A 15723-nucleotide genomic window follows, 5' to 3' on the forward strand; every position below is an offset into this window, starting at 1 on the left:
AGCGAGAGCATTGGAAGACTTATCTGAAAGCTCCCAAATAGTACAAGACTTTCTTTTACTATGGTAAGACAGCTGGCACTATCACTGTTCAGTACTCGCATTTTCTAAAGGTTCGCCTTCTTCATCTTGCAGCTGATTATCGTACGCTGCCTGGAGACCGAAGGAATTAAAAACCAGGCAAGCAGAACACCAATAATGGCGACTGCCGTGAATGACAAATAGGCGTAACGCCATGCCCCCACTAAAAACAAGACTGCCGGAACAGAGAGCGCTACACCAATGCTTGTGCCGGCATTCATAACCGAGCTGACACGGCCATGAATGGAACGGTCGACCAAAGCCTGCATGGCGGAAGTTAACGCCGGCATCATTAAGCCAGTGCATATGCCACAAGCAAATACGCCTAAGCCGAGACTAATGGGCCAGTTGCCTGACTCACTAACGCCAGACCGAAAACACCAAACAAAGAAGACAGCACAGTCGTGTAGCGCCTGTTAGCGCAAAACGGGTGCCTGAAACTTGTCCCATAAATGCGTCTTAAACTAATGACTTTTACCATCAGTCTAGGACGCATTTGGGGGTAACGAAAGCCTTGGGAGGTTAAATGCCTAGCGATCTAATGCCTGGAGCCAAAATGTTAACTCTCCCCACAACTCACATTGTCCATGGATAAGCGGTAAAGATCAGGGGAGCCATTAACGGTACCTTTCGAGCTTAAAATCAAGTTGTTATCCCCCCGTTTTATATCAAAGTCACCAAGCCAGCCGACTCTTCCTATTTTAATTAATTCATATCGGTTAAAAGGTAACGGGCATTTCAAGTAAACATGGTGGTAAGCTTTTGCAAATGCACCGGGGTCAGCGGTGTATACGTAAAATGACTCTTGATCTATGGTGTGTTCATAGTGGATGTAATCTTTTGGAGTCATTATTCCAAAAAATAAACTCCCTAACAGGAGCATAGGAATTTGAACCAATGAAAGTAAATAAAAAATGCTAAAGAAAGTGACTCTTAACACTTTAGAATGGAAAGCCTCAGCAATTATGGAGCGACTTTTAACCAGTAAATAAAGACCAGCAACGACGCTCAATAATTTAACTAAGCGGACGATGTCTCCAAGTGTATCCATAGTCTTGGGAGATTCATAATTTAAGCCCCAAAGGGTTCCTCCTTCGTAGCTTTCTAGAAACGGGAGCAGGATACATAATAAAACGATTACAATGTAACGGTTCCTTTTTAGCACGATAAATTCCTTTTTAATTACCTTGCGAGAGAAAGCTGGAACTCATTTGGACTTTTGTAAAGTACAGTGGTTCCGTCACTTGGTTGGTGATTTTAAAGCAGCCCTTTACTGCAACAAATAATCCGGGGTAAAGGTAAAGAACACTTCGGTGCCACCTTCTTCTAGCCGGTTCAGGCGAATGTCACCGCCCAGGTTGCGGCTGCGCTCTTGCATAATCGCCAGGCCGTAGTGGTTAATTTTCTCGGCGTTTTCAGGCAGGCCAATGCCGTTGTCGCGAATGCTTAGCTCAACGTCTTGTCCGCTTGGCTGTGACAACGTAATGCTGACTTCGGTGCCTTCGCTGTGGTTTATCGCATTTTGACTGGCTTCCCGAATAATCTGTAGCAGATGAATTTCTTCGTGCGGCGCCAATGGAATATTGTTCAGGCGATAATCCAAGTTAATGGCCATGTCGCTTTGTTCGGAGAATTGTTTCACCGTGGTTTGCAGCGCGTTGTATAGGCCAGAGCCGTCGACTTTCAGGCGGAAGGTGGTCAGCAGTTCGCGCAACTGGCGGTAGGCGGCGTTCAGGCCTTCACGCAGCTCGTTGCTCACGTCATCAATGGTGTCACGGTCGTCTTTATCGACGGCTTTGTGCAGTCGTGTTACCTGAATTTTTAAGTATGACAACGCCTGCGCTAGTGAGTCGTGTAGCTCGCGCGCAATAACGGTACGCTCGTGCATCAGTGCCAGACGGCGCACTTGCTCTTCTTCAGACTTAAGACTTTGCGACAAGGCCAGTTGGTCGGCGGTTGAGCTCATCAGCTGTTGTTGCCAGGTGGCCAGTGGTTCTGTTGGGTCGCAGCGTACAATGAGCACACCGTAGTTTTGGTCTTCGCGTTTTAACACAAAGCGATACACCATTTTGTCTTCAATAACAGACGCACCCGGGCCGGCTTTTATACAAGTGGCGCAGTCGCCGGCTTCACAGGGTTCATGAGAATTTGGGCGTGGCTGCAATTGCAGGAACGGGCGGTTACCTTCTTCGGTCAGCAGACACAGTTCAATGTCTTCAACTTCGCCCACTTCGTAAAGCCTTTCAACAACTTCCTGATAATTGCTGTAATCGTAACCGTATTCGATGATAGAGCGGGCGGTGTCATACAAGAACGACAATACTTTGTTTTTACGAGAAAGTTCTTCGGTCTGCTGTTTGACACGGCGTTCCAGACCGCCGTAAAAGTAGCTGGCGGTGTCTGACATTTCATTCAGCGTTTGTGCCAGCTGACCAATTTCATCGTTATTATTAAGCTTAGATTTGGCGGTAAAGTCACCGCGACCTAACTGCTTAGAAACAGACATTAAGTGCGTGAGCGGCTCATCAATTTTGCGCTTCAGTACGGTTAATAGAAAAAAGACCACCAGGGCAATAACAAGCGACGCCAGCACTAAAGCAATGCGCACAGTGAGTATTCTTTGTTCTGTCTGAGCCTGCAGAACCTTTATAAGCTCGTTTAGGTCGTCGACGTATGAGTCAATTCGTTGTAGGTCGCTACTAGATAGTTGAGTAAAACCTCTGTTTTGAACTTCCTCAACAATGCTTTGCCATTCCCGATTTATACGAGCTGCGTAATTCTTAATCTCTGCATCGGCCTCTAATGTAAGAGATCTCAGAGCGGGACTCCCCCAAAGCCGTTGAATCTTTTCTGCGGTCGCCTGAGCTTGTTCTTTTTGGTTACTTATAAACTCGGTGGTGAACTTATGGGTGTTAGTGCGTATGGCGGTAGTAGTATTAATAAGCTTGGTATCTTTCGCTGAACTTTCTAGCAGACAGAAAGCAGATAAAGAGGATGCGCTGGCGGCAACCACAATAATCGCAAGAGATATTCGAAAGACATTGATAATTGACGCATTGCTCAGCATAAATAACCAGCGTTCTGTTACTAACAGTTCAATGATATAGCAACAGTGGGTCTTGAAACAATAATTGGTAAATTTGGTTCGCTTATCTTAGCTGAGGGTGAGCCGTATCCGGTTTTGAGCGTTGAGCCTTAGAATAAGAAGCGGACATTAAAGGTTTTGATTTTGTCAGTACCGGGTCGCCGCTGTTACAGTTACAGTAGGGCTCAGTACTACTGGATTTTTAATGTATTTAAAGGCACCCTTCGTGGGTGCTTTTTTATTGGTAGTAATCGTTTTTGATTTAAGGAGTCACCATGGAAGCCAGCTTTTGGCATGAACGATGGGAAAATCAGCAAATTGGCTTTCACCGCCCGGAAGCTCACGAGATGCTGCGGCGCTATTTTAAGAAAGTCGCCAAGCCGGGTGCGACGGTATTTGTGCCGCTGTGCGGTAAATCAAACGATATGCTGTGGTTATTAGACAACGGTTACCGGGTGTTCGGTATAGAGCTGAGCGATATTGCGGTACAGCAGTTTTTCAGTGACAACGAGTTAACGCCGACAGTGACGCAAAAAGGTAAGTTTAAGGAGTACGCACTGGATGAACTGGTCATTTGGGTGGGAGACTTTTTTGAGCTAACCGGAGCCGACATGACTGACGTTGACGCTTGGTATGACCGCGCTGCCATGGTGGCGTTACCGCCGGAAATGCGTACCCGCTATGTGAAGCAGTTAAGCGAGCAGTTGCCTGAACGCGCTCAGGGGCTATTGATAACGTTGCAGTATCCTGCCGGTTATCGGGAAGGACCACCGTTTTCTGTCAGTGAAGGCGAAGTAGAATCCGGTTTTGGTCAGCGCTTTAGCATTGAGCAGTTAGAGGACGACGAGGGTATCGTGAATGGCGAGCAGCCCGAAGATAACCCGGTGACAGAGCAAGTTTACCAACTCACGTAATAGCCAGTGACATAAGGTAGGTAACTTGACATATCTACCTACAAAGAGAAAATTTAACTTCCACTTTTTTAATGCTGTAAAAAAGTGGTTTTGTGGTATTCTCCGTTCGCATTTCAAGTTCAGACTGGCATGATCAAACACTTTTTAACCATTAACCGACAAGGAGAGTTGGTGCAAGTTATGTAGTCCGGCATAGCTTGCGCTCAATAAGCGCCATGACAAAATTACTGCTTACCGTCATTTCCCTGTTATTTTCGGTATCAGTACTGGCAGCAGAGCCCTCTGCTGACCGTATCGATTTAACCTCTTCCACCGTTGGCTACGCCGCCCTGATTATTTTCGCTCTCGCATATATTTTGGTGATGGGCGAAGAAAAGCTCCACATGAGAAAGTCTAAGCCGGTGCTGGTTGCCGCCGGTCTTATCTGGATTCTCATTGGCGTTGTTTATACAGGCGAGCATGCTGCTTTAGCCGAGTCGGCGTTTCGCCATAACCTGCTGGAATTCGCTGAGCTGATGCTCTTCTTGCTAGTGGCGATGACTTATATCAATGCGATGGAAGAGCGGCGCTTATTCGACGCCTTGCGCGCCTGGCTTTTGAAAAAAGGCTTCAGCTACCGAAAATTGTTTTGGATAACGGGCATTTTAGCCTTCTTTATTTCGCCCGTTGCCGACAACCTGACAACCGCATTATTGATGTGTGCCGTGGTTATGAAAGTGGCGCAAGATGACAAAAAATTCGTCGCCTTATGTTGTGTCAGTATTGTCATTGCGGCCAACGCGGGTGGCGCTTTCAGTCCGTTTGGTGACATTACCACGCTTATGGTTTGGCAAGCAGGACAGGTTACTTTTACCGAGTTCTTGAGGCTGTTCCTGCCATCAGTAGCTAACTACTTAATACCAGCGCTTGTGATGAGTTTCTTTATTGAAAACAAGAAACCCAGCACACTGCATACAGAAGTTGAATTGAAGCGCGGCGCACTGCGTATTACCTCATTATTTTTACTGACCGTAGCAACCGCCGTTATCTGTCATATTTGGCTGCATTTGCCACCGGTATTGGGCATGATGATGGGTCTGGGCTACTTACAGTTCTTCGGCTACTTCCTGCGTATGACCTTACCAGGCTCACTAGCGCGTAAACGTGCTATGGCGGAGCGAGAAGGCGACCAAAAGCGCTTGGAACAACTTGGTGGTGTTGTACCTTTTGACGTGTTTAGCCGTGTCTCCCGAGCCGAGTGGGATACCTTGCTGTTCTTCTACGGCATTGTGCTGTGTGTTGGTGGCTTAGGTTTCATGGGCTATTTGAGCCTGTTGTCGGAGTCATTGTACGGCGGAATGAGCGCCACCCTGGCAAACAGTATTTTAGGTGTAGTGTCAGCAGTTATCGATAACATTCCGGTTATGTTCGCTGTGCTTTCGATGGAACCCGACATGTCACACGGCCAGTGGTTGCTCATTACTCTAACTGCAGGTACCGGTGGTAGTTTGCTCTCCATTGGCTCAGCCGCCGGTGTTGCCTTGATGGGTCAGGCGCGCGGCTACTACACTTTTGCCTCACACCTAAAATGGACACCCGTTATTGCACTAGGCTACATAGCCAGTATATTGCTGCACTTGTGGCTGAACGAAGCAACCTTCAATATTTAGGAGGGGAAAAAGCGTCGACGGGTTGGGTATCTGTTATCAGAGAGTGCGTGGCGCCAAGGATGGCGCCACGCAAGCCCCCCACGGATGGGTTAACGGCGTCTCTCTGGTAACAGATACCCGGCCCGGAGAGAGCGTTTCCCTGCTGTCCGCTAAACCACTTTGGAGTACCTATTCTGGCCGTGGTCCAGATATTCGTCGAAACAAGCACAAATGCTGCGTACCCAAAGGCGGCCTAATTCTGTGACGCGGAGTTTTTTGTCGGACACGTCGACTAAGCCGTCTTCAATAAACGGTTTTAGCAACGGTATGGCTTCAGCAAAGTGTGCCCAGAAATCGTCGATATTCCACTGTGCTTTAAAGGCTTCTATATCGAGCTCAAAGTGGCAGATGACTTGTGAAATAAGTGCTGCACGCACTTTGTCTTCGTCGGTTAATGCCATGCCTTTAACAATGGGCTTTTGTCCGCTATCTATCATTTTGTAGTAAGCCGGCAGCTCTTTTTCATGCTGCCATAGCACACCGTTAACCTGGCTAATGGAGGACACGCCTAAGCCTAGTAATGCGTCCTGACCGTCTGTGGTGTAACCCTGGAAGTTACGTTGTAAGCGACCTTCGCGTTGGGCAATGGCTAAGCCGTCGTCTTTTTTAGCAAAGTGGTCCATGCCAATAAACTGATAGCCGGCGTCGTTGAGCTGAGTAATGGCTTGTTCGAGCAAGCTCAACTTAACTGACGGCTGTGGAATGGACTCTTCGGGTATTTTCTTCTGACCGGCGAAGCGCTGTGGTAAATGCGCGTAGCTGAATACGGAAATGCGATCGGGATCCATTTCAATGACTTGCTCTATCGACTTCTTAAAGGTTTCCGGGCGCTGGTACGGCAGGCCATAGATTAAGTCGAGGTTAATTGAGTCAAAGCCCAGCTCTTTGCTGAGTTTTAACTGATGTGCAATAAGGTCGACATCCTGCACGCGGTTAATGGCAATTTGTACTTTTTTATCAAAGTCCTGTACGCCATAACTGACACGGTTAAAGCCGAGTTCGCGCAAGTGACGTAGTTTTTCATCGCTGCAGCTGCGCGGGTCTATCTCAATGCTCACCTCTGGGTTTTCGGCAAAGGTAAAGTGCTGATGAACCAAGTCCATCAGCCGTGTCAGTTGTTCCTCGGTCAAAAAGGTAGGCGTTCCCCCACCTAAGTGAATTTGACGAATTTTCTTGTTTTTAACTAATGGCTGATACATCGCCATTTCTTGTGCGAGGTAGTCTAGATATTTGTCCGCTTTATGCTGGTGGCGGGTAATAACCTTGTTGCAGCCGCAGTAATAGCAGAGTTTATGGCAAAAGGGTAAGTGCAGATATAAGCACAGTTCATCGCCGGCCGTCTTCAGTGCATTGGCAATGCGATCTTGAGAAAACTGCTCAGACAACATTAATGCCGTCGGATACGATGTGTATCTGGGGCCATTAATATTGTATTTAGCAATTAATTTTTTGTCCCACTTAATAACTGACATATGAACCTCAAATTCAGACTAACCTCTGTGTATCTTAACACTGCGCCACTTATACAGTTCCGAAGCAGGTGACTTAGATCAAAGTTATTCCTTTTATTAATTTAAGGAGAATCAGTTTTTGTTTTAGGTGGGGACTCTGGGCGACTAGCTAACCAACTTCCGACGGTAAGTAAAATGAGCCCTACGGTTACTTTTAGCCAACTTGCGACTTGAGGAATAAATAGCCACAGGACTATATAACCACAAGCCATCATGATTAGGGCATAGACTTTAGAGCGTCGTTTAATGACGCGATACTCCCGCCATACCTGAATATCCGGGCCGTACTTAGGGTGGTTGATTAACCATGACTCGAGTCTTGGCCAGCCTTTACTTGCCGCCCACAGCGCAGCAATGAGAAACGGAACAGTCGGCATAACCGGCAACGCGATTCCAATTAACCCCAGCAAAACAAAAAATGCAGCAAGTGATCGCCAAAGTATCTTAATGAATAGCTCTCGGGTCATTACTTCTTTTCCGATTAAATATGCATGTTTAGGGGTAATCAGTAGCCCTGCTTAAAGTACATTACTTTTTCTAAATAACGACGACTTTCTGCCAACGGGTGTTTCGATGTTAAGTCCCGGTACACAAGCCCGGGCTGGCTTCGGTTTATTATTTGTAAAGCTTGGTTGCGGTTGCTGGAAAATGTTTTTAATACATTACCGGCGCCGCCGTTGTAGGCTGAAACAATAGCATACTCTCGGCTACTCGGGTCTGAAACACCCTTTAAATACTGAGTTTTTAATATATGCAGGTACGCGCTGCCAATGTCGATATTTTGTGCAGGATCAAACAGTTGTTGAGAAGTGGGCTGTCCTGGTATTTTTCGAATACGCTCGAACACGTCACGACCGGCGGTAGAGGGGACAACTTGCATTAAACCATAGGCATTTGCATGACTTACCGCATAAGGGTTAAAACTGCTTTCCGTTTCAATAATGGCGTAAATCAGTTCAGGCTCAATGTTATACCGGTTAGCAGCGGTTATAACGTAGTCTGAATATTGGTGTTTGCGCAGCTCTTGGTGTTCGTCAACTAAGTCTATTTGAACCTCGTACACCGTATTGTTTTTAGCGCGCCGGGTGCGCAGTTGATTTTTCACCAAATACTCGGCAAAGCGGTTCGCCCGCCATTCGTATTCGACCACCACGTTGTCATGGTCAACAACTTGTCCGCGCAAAAACGGTTTTCCCGTATGTTCGGGTTCTTTATCGGTAAAGATATCAACGGCAGTGAGGTCGGTTGGCGTTAACAGCGTACGCACAATGGCGGCTTTAAGTTGTGCCCGGGTTTTGGCGGGGACATTGTTGTTATGCAATGTCGCGACGGTCAGCAAGCCCCGCTCAAAATCGACAACGGCTTTGGCATGAAAGTTATCGCTGTATTTAACGTATTTTTTCGCGCTGGGAACCGTGTTTTCCTCGTCGCCCCAAATGGTTTCAGCAACGGCACGCAGATCGCGCAAAGCCTCGCGTAAGTCCTCAATGTCGGTAATAAGCAGTTGTGGGTTGTTGCGGTAGCTTTGCAAACGTTCACGTGCCATAGATTCCACTACGGCGGTTGGGTCGTTACCGCTAAGCACGCCGGAATTGATCACGCGTTTTACGTTATTAGGTGTTATTTGGCATCCGGCCAACACTAACATTGTGGCTATAGCCGCCAGCAGCATGCTTAATTGAGTCTTTTTATTCATAGCGCCTAAATTGAGCTTCACTTCCCTTGTTCAAGCTTTTACATTAGGGGAACATAAAAAGAAACCCTAAACACTATTAAAAAGTGTATTGAACAACAGGAATGACCATGCGCAGTCTCAAAATTGCGGCTCTTGTAGCCGCTTCTTGGTTTGTTTTACCGTCCGCAGCCTCAGCACAAGAGGCACAGCAATTATCTGGCGAGCAATCGCTACTACCTGAAGCTAACTATGCCGACTCTGAAGTGACGGTAGAGCAGGTGCTTGGGTACCCACTCGGCACCAAAATAACCAGCCCGGCGGATATGAGTCGCTATTTTGAGGCGCTGAAAGCGGCGTATCCGAAGCAGGTGAAGCTTTTGGAGTACGGCGAAAGCTGGGAAGGTCGCACATTGTATTATGCGGTTATTTCCAGCGAAGAAAATATTGCCGACTTTGACGGCTTTATGCAGGGTATGCAGTCACTCGCGGATCCGCGCAAGACCAGCCGAAGTGAAGCAGAAAAGCTAATTAACGAACTGCCGGGCAGTATTTGGCTGTCGTATGGTGTTCACGGCAACGAAATTTCGTCGCCGGAAGCCTCTATGATGACGGCGTATCATTTGTTGCATGACCAACGCGAGCAAACGCAACGCTGGTTAGATAACACCATGGTCTTTATTGACCCACTGCAAAACCCAGACGGTCGAGCACGTTTTGTTGACCGCTACTACATGAGTGTTGGCATGGAACATTCGGGTGATCGCCGCAGTGCGGAACATAACGAGCCCTGGCCAAACGGGCGCACAAACCATTATTTATTCGATATGAACCGAGACTGGATTGCTCTGACGCAACCAGAAATTAGCGGTCAAATTGATGCCTTGTTGAAATACTATCCGTTGGTGTTTGTAGACCTACATGAAATGGGCGGTGATTCGACCTACTACTTTACGCCGGAAGCACGTCCCTATAACCCGTTAATTACCGAGTCTCAGCGCGAAAGCCTGAACTGGATAGGCAAAAATAACGGTCAGTGGTTCGACAAAAAAGGATTCGACTACTTCACGCGCGAAATTTTCGATGCGTTTTACCCGGGCTACGGTGCCAGCTGGCCGCTCTATTATGGTTCGGTGGCAATGACGTACGAAATGGCGTCGGCTCGCGGTCATTTGTTTAACCGTAAAGACGGTGACGTACTGACCTATGCCGACGGTGTTCAACAGCACTTTATTGCGTCTATTTCGACGATTCAAACAGTGTCAGAACGTCGTGAAGCGTTATTACAGAAGTTCTGGAATTATCGTAAGTCCGCCGTTGAAGCGGGTGAAGACGGCGATGTTCGTTCGTTAATTTTACCGGCAACAGATGACCCGGCAGGCGCACGTAAACTAGCGTCTTTGCTGGTTGAACAGGGGGTCGAAGTGAAGCAGGCTGAGCAGGCCTTTGAAGTGTGCGACGTTGACTACCAACCGGGGGCTTATATCGTTGATATGGCACAGCCGTCGCATCGTCTTATTCGCACACTGATGGACGAACAAGTCGACATGGCGGACGACTTCTTAAAAGAGCAGGAACAACGCCGCAAGAACAACCTGCCAGACCAAATTTATGATGTAACCGGCTGGTCGTTGCCACTGATGTTTAACGTAGACAGCCACAGCTGTGACGACTTGCCTGACGTAAGAACCGCTATGGTTGAAGAAGGTCGCATTGCCCCGGGTAAAGTGATTAATCCGGACGCAGAAGTGGCTTATTTAGTGCGTTGGGGCGACATGAACGCGGGGCGCTTTTTAACTTCTGCCTTACGTGAAGGCTTAAGTGTACGCCAAAGTGAATTAGCATTCACTCATGAAAAAGCGGGTCAGTTCCCAAGTGGTTCACTGATTCTTACGGTTGCAGACAACGGTCAAGATCTGCCACGAACCCTGCAAAAATTGGCGGAAGAGTCCGGCGCGACAGTGGAAGGTGTGGATACGAGCTGGATTACTGAAGGTCCAAACTTTGGCTCTCATAATGTCAGTCAGTTAGAAGCGCCGAACATTGCCATTGCCTGGGACGAACCGGTGAGTGCGTATAACGCTGGCCACACCCGCTTTGTGATTGAACGTCAAATGGGCTATCCGGTAACCGCTATTCGCACCATGCAGTTGATTCAGGATGATCTGGACGGCTTAGACGTGTTGATTTTACCGGAAGGTGGTTATGACGGTGTGTTCACCGAAGGGACTGTAGAAAAACTGAAGCAATGGGTGTCAGACGGCGGTGTGCTATTGACCTTAGGTGGTGCGTCAGCCTGGGCTGTCGATGCCGGTCTTCTTAATACCAAGCTCGAGCGCAAAGTACCGGAAGAAGGTGTGGAAAAACCGGCCGAGGAGCTAAAAATTGACGGCAAAGTGATTGAAAGTCGAGAACAATTCTTAACGGAAATAAAACCGCACGGCGCTGATCCAGACTGGGTGCCTGGTGCGTTGTTAAATGCGCAAGTCGATACTGATCATTGGTTAAGTGCGGGTGTAAAACCGCAAGTCGTCAGCATTTATAACGGCAACGACGTGCTGACCCCTATCGACATTAACCATGGCCGCAACATTGCATGGTTTGCCGACGCAGACACTATGCTGGCAAGCGGTTTTTTATGGGATGATATTGCTAAGCAACTACCTTATAAGCCGTTGTTAATATGGCAACCCAGTGGAAAAGGTATGGTAATTAGCTTTACTCAGGAGCCAACCTACCGCGCATACATGGATGGCTTGAATACCTTATTAATGAATGCGCTATTTTTAGCACCAGCGAAAGCGCAATAGGAGCGAACTATGGCTGAGTTTGGCGTTATTGGTTTAGGACGTTTCGGCGCCCGAACTTCGATGGAGCTTTTAGACCTTGGACACCACGTCATTGGTGTCGACTCAGATGAAAAAGCTGTTGAAGCCATGGCGGAAGTGCTGACGCATTCGGCCATAGCCGATGTGACCGATGAAAAAGCACTACAAGAGCTCGATTTAGCCAATTGCGAAGTCGTCTTAGTGGCTATTGGCGAGGATCTTCAAGCCAGCTTACTCTGTGTTTTGCACCTGAAAAGCATTGGTGTAAAAGAAATTTGGGCCAAAGCCACGTCTAAGTCACACCATCAGATTCTTTCCAAACTGGGGGTGAGCCGCATTATTCACCCGGAAGAGGAAATGGGCATTCGTGTAGCGCAGTCACTGAACTACCCCATGGTGAATGAGTATATGTCGCTTGGGCATAACTGGTTTTGTGTGGAAATCAGTATTGGTGAGTATTTAAAAGGTAAAAAATTGCGCGATGTTTCCTCTGAAGACTCTGAATTTTTTCACATGTTGCTGCTGAAAAAGCGTGATGAGGTGACAACTAATCCGTCAATGGATATGGAGTTGGAAGGTAATGAAACTTTGGTAATGGCAGGTAGTTTAAAAGCTCTGAAGTCCATTGCACCTAAACTGAAAGAGCCTTCATGAAACAGTGGGTTCCCTCGTTAGCTTGGTTATACAGAAAGCCCGGCCGGCGCAAGCGTCGGGCTTTTAAAGCCAGCCCGCCGGTTATTTTGTCAGGAGGCTTTGCCTGCCTGATTCTACTGGGTACTTTGTTGCTGAAAATTCCGGGAGCCACGGAGCAGCCTATCACCTGGTTGGAAAGCCTGTTTACTGCAACGTCGGCAGTAACAGTAACCGGGTTGGTGGTAGTGGATACCGGCGCAACGTACAGCGTATTTGGGCTAACCGTGTTGGCTGTGTTGATACAGGCGGGCGGCTTAGGTTTTATGACCTTCGCTGTGTTGGCAGCTATGTCGCTTGGTGGCCATGTCGGACTTCAGCATCAGTTAATGGCTAAAGAAGCCATGCATCAAACCAGTCTTGCCAATATTGGTCGTACGGCTAAAGCAGTGGTGTCTTTGGCACTGACGGTTGAGGCCGTTGCCGTAGTGGGTTTAACACTCACCTGGTGGGGTGATAAAGGCTTTGTAGACGCCTTATCGGAAGCAGTATTTTACGCCATTTCTGCTTTTAACAGCGCCGGCTTTGTGCTCTCGCCTAATGGTTTAGTCGATTACGCTAGCAGTATTCCAGTGAACCTTATTGTCAGCATTTTATTTGTCATTGGTGGCTTGGGCTTCTCGGTTATTACTAATATTGCGGAGAAGCGGCGTTGGCATGACTTCTCGGTGTATACCCGCGCTATTTTAATCGCCACGCTAATTATTAATGTGCTCTCTGTGGCCATTATTTGGTTGTTAGAAATGAACAATCCGGCCACCTTTGCCAATTTGAGTATTGGAGATCAGGCAATGGCGGCCTGGTTCCAGGCAACAACCCCCCGTTCGGCAGGTTTTAATACGGTTGATACCGGCGCTATGACAGAAGCTAGTGCTGTATTCACGCTATTGCTCATGCTGATTGGCGGCGGCTCAATGAGTACTGCAGGCGGTATTAAGTTAGGCACCTTTATTGTGTTATTGGTGGCAACCTACGCTTTTTTAAGACGTCGCGAACACGTGACTTTGTTGAACCGAACTGTGCCACAGGAAATTGTGATGAAAGCGCTGGCGGTGACCTTAGTTACGCTCACTTTAATGTTTCTTGGCATATTTATCCTAATGATTTTGAATCCGCTGCCGTTTATAGATATAACCTTTGAAGTTTTATCGGCGTCTGCGACGGTCGGGCTCTCAAGAGGTATTACTGCTGAGATAACGGCAGCAAGCCAGGTGATACTGGTGTTTTTAATGTTTGCCGGTCGTGTCGGGCCATTAACTCTAGCGTACTTTTTAGCCACGCCGCGTAAACGACACATACGTTTCCCTGAAACGGATATTCAGGTTGGCTAAGCAAAACTTATAATAAAAAGCGATTAAAAATCATGCTAAAGAAACTGAAGTTCACTCAAAAAGTCATTGTCGCTGCATCGGCGATACTGGTGTTGGTCTTGGGTATTTTTACGTTGACTAATTTTTTGCAAATGTCGACGCAAACCAGGAGTGATCTTCAGCAGCAAATGCAGGCATTGTCGGACTCGGTGTCGAATAATATCTCACAATGGTTTAACGACCGTATGAGCATAGTGCAGGCCACCGCCGATGCTTATCAAACTTCGGACTCAACTGAGCGCGCACTGGAACGTGTGCAACAGTCAAAAGCGGCAGGCAATTTTAAAAACGTGTATTACGGGTTAATTGACGGGACCTTCTTGCTCGATGACACCAACATTGATTTGCCTGACGACTACGACGCCCGCACCCGCCCTTGGTATCAGCTGGCGGTTGATGAAGGGCAGCCGACTTACACCACCCCCTATATTGATGTAACCACTAATGAGCTGACTATTACTGCCGTAGTCCCAATGGAACGCAGTGGTCGTTTAGTGGGTGTTGCTGGTGGCGATATGATGCTGGACGATATTTCCGCCATTATTAATGACATTGATTTTATGGGAATGGGACAGGCGTTTCTGGTCAGCGATAGCCGAAATATCCTGGTTCACCCGAACGATGACCGTATAGAAACCTCTCTGAATGACTACATAGACAGTTCGGTGTCGTTTTCCCCGACTTTTAAAGAGTACGAGGTCGATGGTCAGGACAGCTTGGTGTCTTTCCATAAAATTAAAGGCATTCAAGGCGTCGACTGGTATTTAGGAGTCGTCATTGACCGCACGAAAGCTTATGCCGATGTGTCTACCTTTGGTTGGACCGCTATTGTGTATCTAGTGCTGGGTATTGTCGCGGTTGTTGTGTCCATGAGCTGGCTATTACGACTGCTACTGAAACCACTTAACCGACTGAATGAAGCGGTAACCGATATTGCCCGCGGCGAAGGCGATTTAACGCAGCGACTGCCAGTGGAATCTGATGACGAATTTGGCGTTGTCTCACAACGGATGAATGAGTTTATTGAGCGTATTCAAAACGCCTTACAAGAAGTGACAAACGCTGCGAAGCAGGTTGAGCAAAACATTCAAAGCATGACTAAGGCCAGTGACGACTCAATGCATATTGGTCATGAGCAGGCGAATAAGGCGAACTCCGTGGCCACGGCGATTAATGAGCTCGGCGCGAGTGCGACTGAAATTGCCGACAGTGCGGCGAAGGCGTCTGCGCAAGCTAGCACCGGTAGTGAAAAAACCTCTGCGGCACAACAGGCCTTGCAGCATAACCGTCAACAAATTCAGCATTTGTCTGAACGAATGGATGCTTCAGGCCAGGCTATTGAGAAACTCGATGAAGACACGCAAAACATAGGTCAGATTATTGAGGTGATAAAAGACATCACCGAGCAAACTAACTTGCTGGCGCTTAACGCCGCTATTGAAGCTGCACGAGCGGGTGAAGCGGGCCGAGGCTTCGCCGTTGTCGCGGACGAAGTTCGAAACCTGGCACAACGCACCTCAGACTCAGCGGCTGAAGTGGAGAACATGATTGAGAAAGTGCGGCAGGGCACCAAGTCAGCGGTAAATGTGATTGAAGAAAGTCGTGAAATTAGTGACGCTTGTGTGCAGAGTGCCGAGGAATCTGCTGAGCACATGAGCGAAATTGACGCCATTATTTCGCAAATTGACGAGGTGAATCATTCGGTTGCGTCAGCAACAGAGCAGCAAACCTCTGTGATCCAAACCCTCGATAAAGACATTATGGATATCAGCAGTATGAACGAACAAAGTGTTGCTAACCTGGATAATACACAGCAAGCGTGTAGCGAGTTAAGTCGTGCATTTGAACGCTTGGAAGAATTGGTGACACAGTTTAAACTGAAGTGAT

The 15723-nt window shown here is 47.7% G+C and carries 12 protein-coding genes; 6 read left to right on the forward strand and 6 right to left on the reverse strand.

What is annotated here, in order from left to right; all coding sequences use genetic code 11:
- Positions 1–104: 104 nt before the first annotated feature.
- The 3 genes from CWI73_RS07415 to CWI73_RS07425 form a co-directional block, all read right to left on the reverse strand.
- Positions 105–419, reverse strand: coding sequence for an MFS transporter (locus CWI73_RS07415; protein WP_241968870.1), 315 nt, complete (start codon positions 417–419; stop codon positions 105–107).
- Positions 420–637: 218 nt separating this feature from the next.
- The gene (locus CWI73_RS07420) at positions 638–1243 is read right to left on the reverse strand and encodes a hypothetical protein (RefSeq protein ID WP_126752190.1); all 606 of its coding nucleotides are present in this window, start codon (positions 1241–1243) and stop codon (positions 638–640) included.
- 105 nt (positions 1244–1348) lie between these two features.
- On the reverse strand, positions 1349–3145 hold the full coding sequence (locus CWI73_RS07425; protein WP_126752191.1) for an ATP-binding protein: 1797 nt from the start codon (positions 3143–3145) through the stop codon (positions 1349–1351).
- 293 nt (positions 3146–3438) lie between these two features.
- On the opposite strand from CWI73_RS07425, the gene tmpT reads away from it, so the two are divergent.
- Both tmpT and nhaD read left to right on the forward strand, forming a co-directional pair.
- On the forward strand, positions 3439–4077 hold the full coding sequence (gene tmpT / locus CWI73_RS07430; RefSeq protein ID WP_126752192.1) for a thiopurine S-methyltransferase: 639 nt from the start codon (positions 3439–3441) through the stop codon (positions 4075–4077).
- A gap of 215 nt (positions 4078–4292) precedes the next feature.
- Complete coding sequence (gene nhaD, locus CWI73_RS07435) at positions 4293–5726, forward strand: sodium:proton antiporter NhaD (protein ID WP_058576676.1); 1434 nt, start codon at positions 4293–4295, stop codon at positions 5724–5726.
- A 149-nt stretch (positions 5727–5875) separates the two neighbouring features.
- On the opposite strand, the gene hemN is transcribed toward nhaD, so the two are convergent.
- From hemN to CWI73_RS07450, 3 genes are all read right to left on the reverse strand, one after another.
- Positions 5876–7237, reverse strand: a complete 1362-nt coding sequence (gene hemN / locus CWI73_RS07440; RefSeq protein ID WP_126752193.1) for an oxygen-independent coproporphyrinogen III oxidase — start codon at positions 7235–7237, stop codon at positions 5876–5878.
- A gap of 101 nt (positions 7238–7338) precedes the next feature.
- Positions 7339–7743, reverse strand: coding sequence for a YbaN family protein (locus CWI73_RS07445; RefSeq protein WP_126752194.1), 405 nt, complete (start codon positions 7741–7743; stop codon positions 7339–7341).
- A 38-nt stretch (positions 7744–7781) separates the two neighbouring features.
- Complete coding sequence (locus CWI73_RS07450) at positions 7782–8972, reverse strand: murein transglycosylase domain-containing protein (protein ID WP_126752195.1); 1191 nt, start codon at positions 8970–8972, stop codon at positions 7782–7784.
- A gap of 107 nt (positions 8973–9079) precedes the next feature.
- Here CWI73_RS07450 and CWI73_RS07455 point away from each other — a divergent pair, with 107 nt between their 5' ends.
- Genes CWI73_RS07455 through CWI73_RS07470 form a run of 4 tightly spaced genes read left to right on the forward strand, consistent with a single transcriptional unit; the run spans position 9080 to position 15722 of the window.
- Positions 9080–11758 (forward strand): M14 family zinc carboxypeptidase, encoded by a 2679-nt coding sequence (locus tag CWI73_RS07455; RefSeq protein ID WP_126752196.1) that lies wholly within the window; start codon positions 9080–9082, stop codon positions 11756–11758.
- A gap of 9 nt (positions 11759–11767) precedes the next feature.
- The gene (locus CWI73_RS07460) at positions 11768–12430 is read left to right on the forward strand and encodes a potassium channel family protein (protein ID WP_058576582.1); all 663 of its coding nucleotides are present in this window, start codon (positions 11768–11770) and stop codon (positions 12428–12430) included.
- Positions 12427–13797 carry a TrkH family potassium uptake protein gene (locus CWI73_RS07465; protein WP_126752197.1) on the forward strand — a complete coding sequence of 457 codons (1371 nt, stop codon included), beginning with the start codon at positions 12427–12429 and terminating at the stop codon, positions 13795–13797. The genes CWI73_RS07460 and CWI73_RS07465 overlap by 4 nt, the downstream gene beginning before the upstream one ends.
- A gap of 32 nt (positions 13798–13829) precedes the next feature.
- Complete coding sequence (locus CWI73_RS07470) at positions 13830–15722, forward strand: methyl-accepting chemotaxis protein (RefSeq protein ID WP_126752198.1); 1893 nt, start codon at positions 13830–13832, stop codon at positions 15720–15722.
- Position 15723 lies beyond the last annotated feature (1 nt).

The organism is Idiomarina piscisalsi, from assembly GCF_003987095.1.
Classification (GTDB): Bacteria; Pseudomonadota; Gammaproteobacteria; order Enterobacterales; family Alteromonadaceae; genus Idiomarina; species Idiomarina piscisalsi.

What these genes read in the sequence shown, in the direction of transcription:
- CWI73_RS07455 (WP_126752196.1), top strand. Translation starts at nt 9,080, where the DNA reads ATGCGCAGTCTCAAAATTGCGGCTCTTGTAGCCGCTTCTTGGTTTGTT.
- CWI73_RS07470 (WP_126752198.1), top strand. Translation starts at nt 13,830, where the DNA reads ATGCTAAAGAAACTGAAGTTCACTCAAAAAGTCATTGTCGCTGCATCG.
- CWI73_RS07460 (WP_058576582.1), top strand. Translation starts at nt 11,768, where the DNA reads ATGGCTGAGTTTGGCGTTATTGGTTTAGGACGTTTCGGCGCCCGAACT.
- hemN (WP_126752193.1), bottom strand. Translation starts at nt 7,237, where the DNA reads ATGTCAGTTATTAAGTGGGACAAAAAATTAATTGCTAAATACAATATT.
- tmpT (WP_126752192.1), top strand. Translation starts at nt 3,439, where the DNA reads ATGGAAGCCAGCTTTTGGCATGAACGATGGGAAAATCAGCAAATTGGC.
- nhaD (WP_058576676.1), top strand. Translation starts at nt 4,293, where the DNA reads ATGACAAAATTACTGCTTACCGTCATTTCCCTGTTATTTTCGGTATCA.
- CWI73_RS07450 (WP_126752195.1), bottom strand. Translation starts at nt 8,972, where the DNA reads ATGAATAAAAAGACTCAATTAAGCATGCTGCTGGCGGCTATAGCCACA.
- CWI73_RS07465 (WP_126752197.1), top strand. Translation starts at nt 12,427, where the DNA reads ATGAAACAGTGGGTTCCCTCGTTAGCTTGGTTATACAGAAAGCCCGGC.
- CWI73_RS07425 (WP_126752191.1), bottom strand. Translation starts at nt 3,145, where the DNA reads ATGCTGAGCAATGCGTCAATTATCAATGTCTTTCGAATATCTCTTGCG.
- CWI73_RS07445 (WP_126752194.1), bottom strand. Translation starts at nt 7,743, where the DNA reads ATGACCCGAGAGCTATTCATTAAGATACTTTGGCGATCACTTGCTGCA.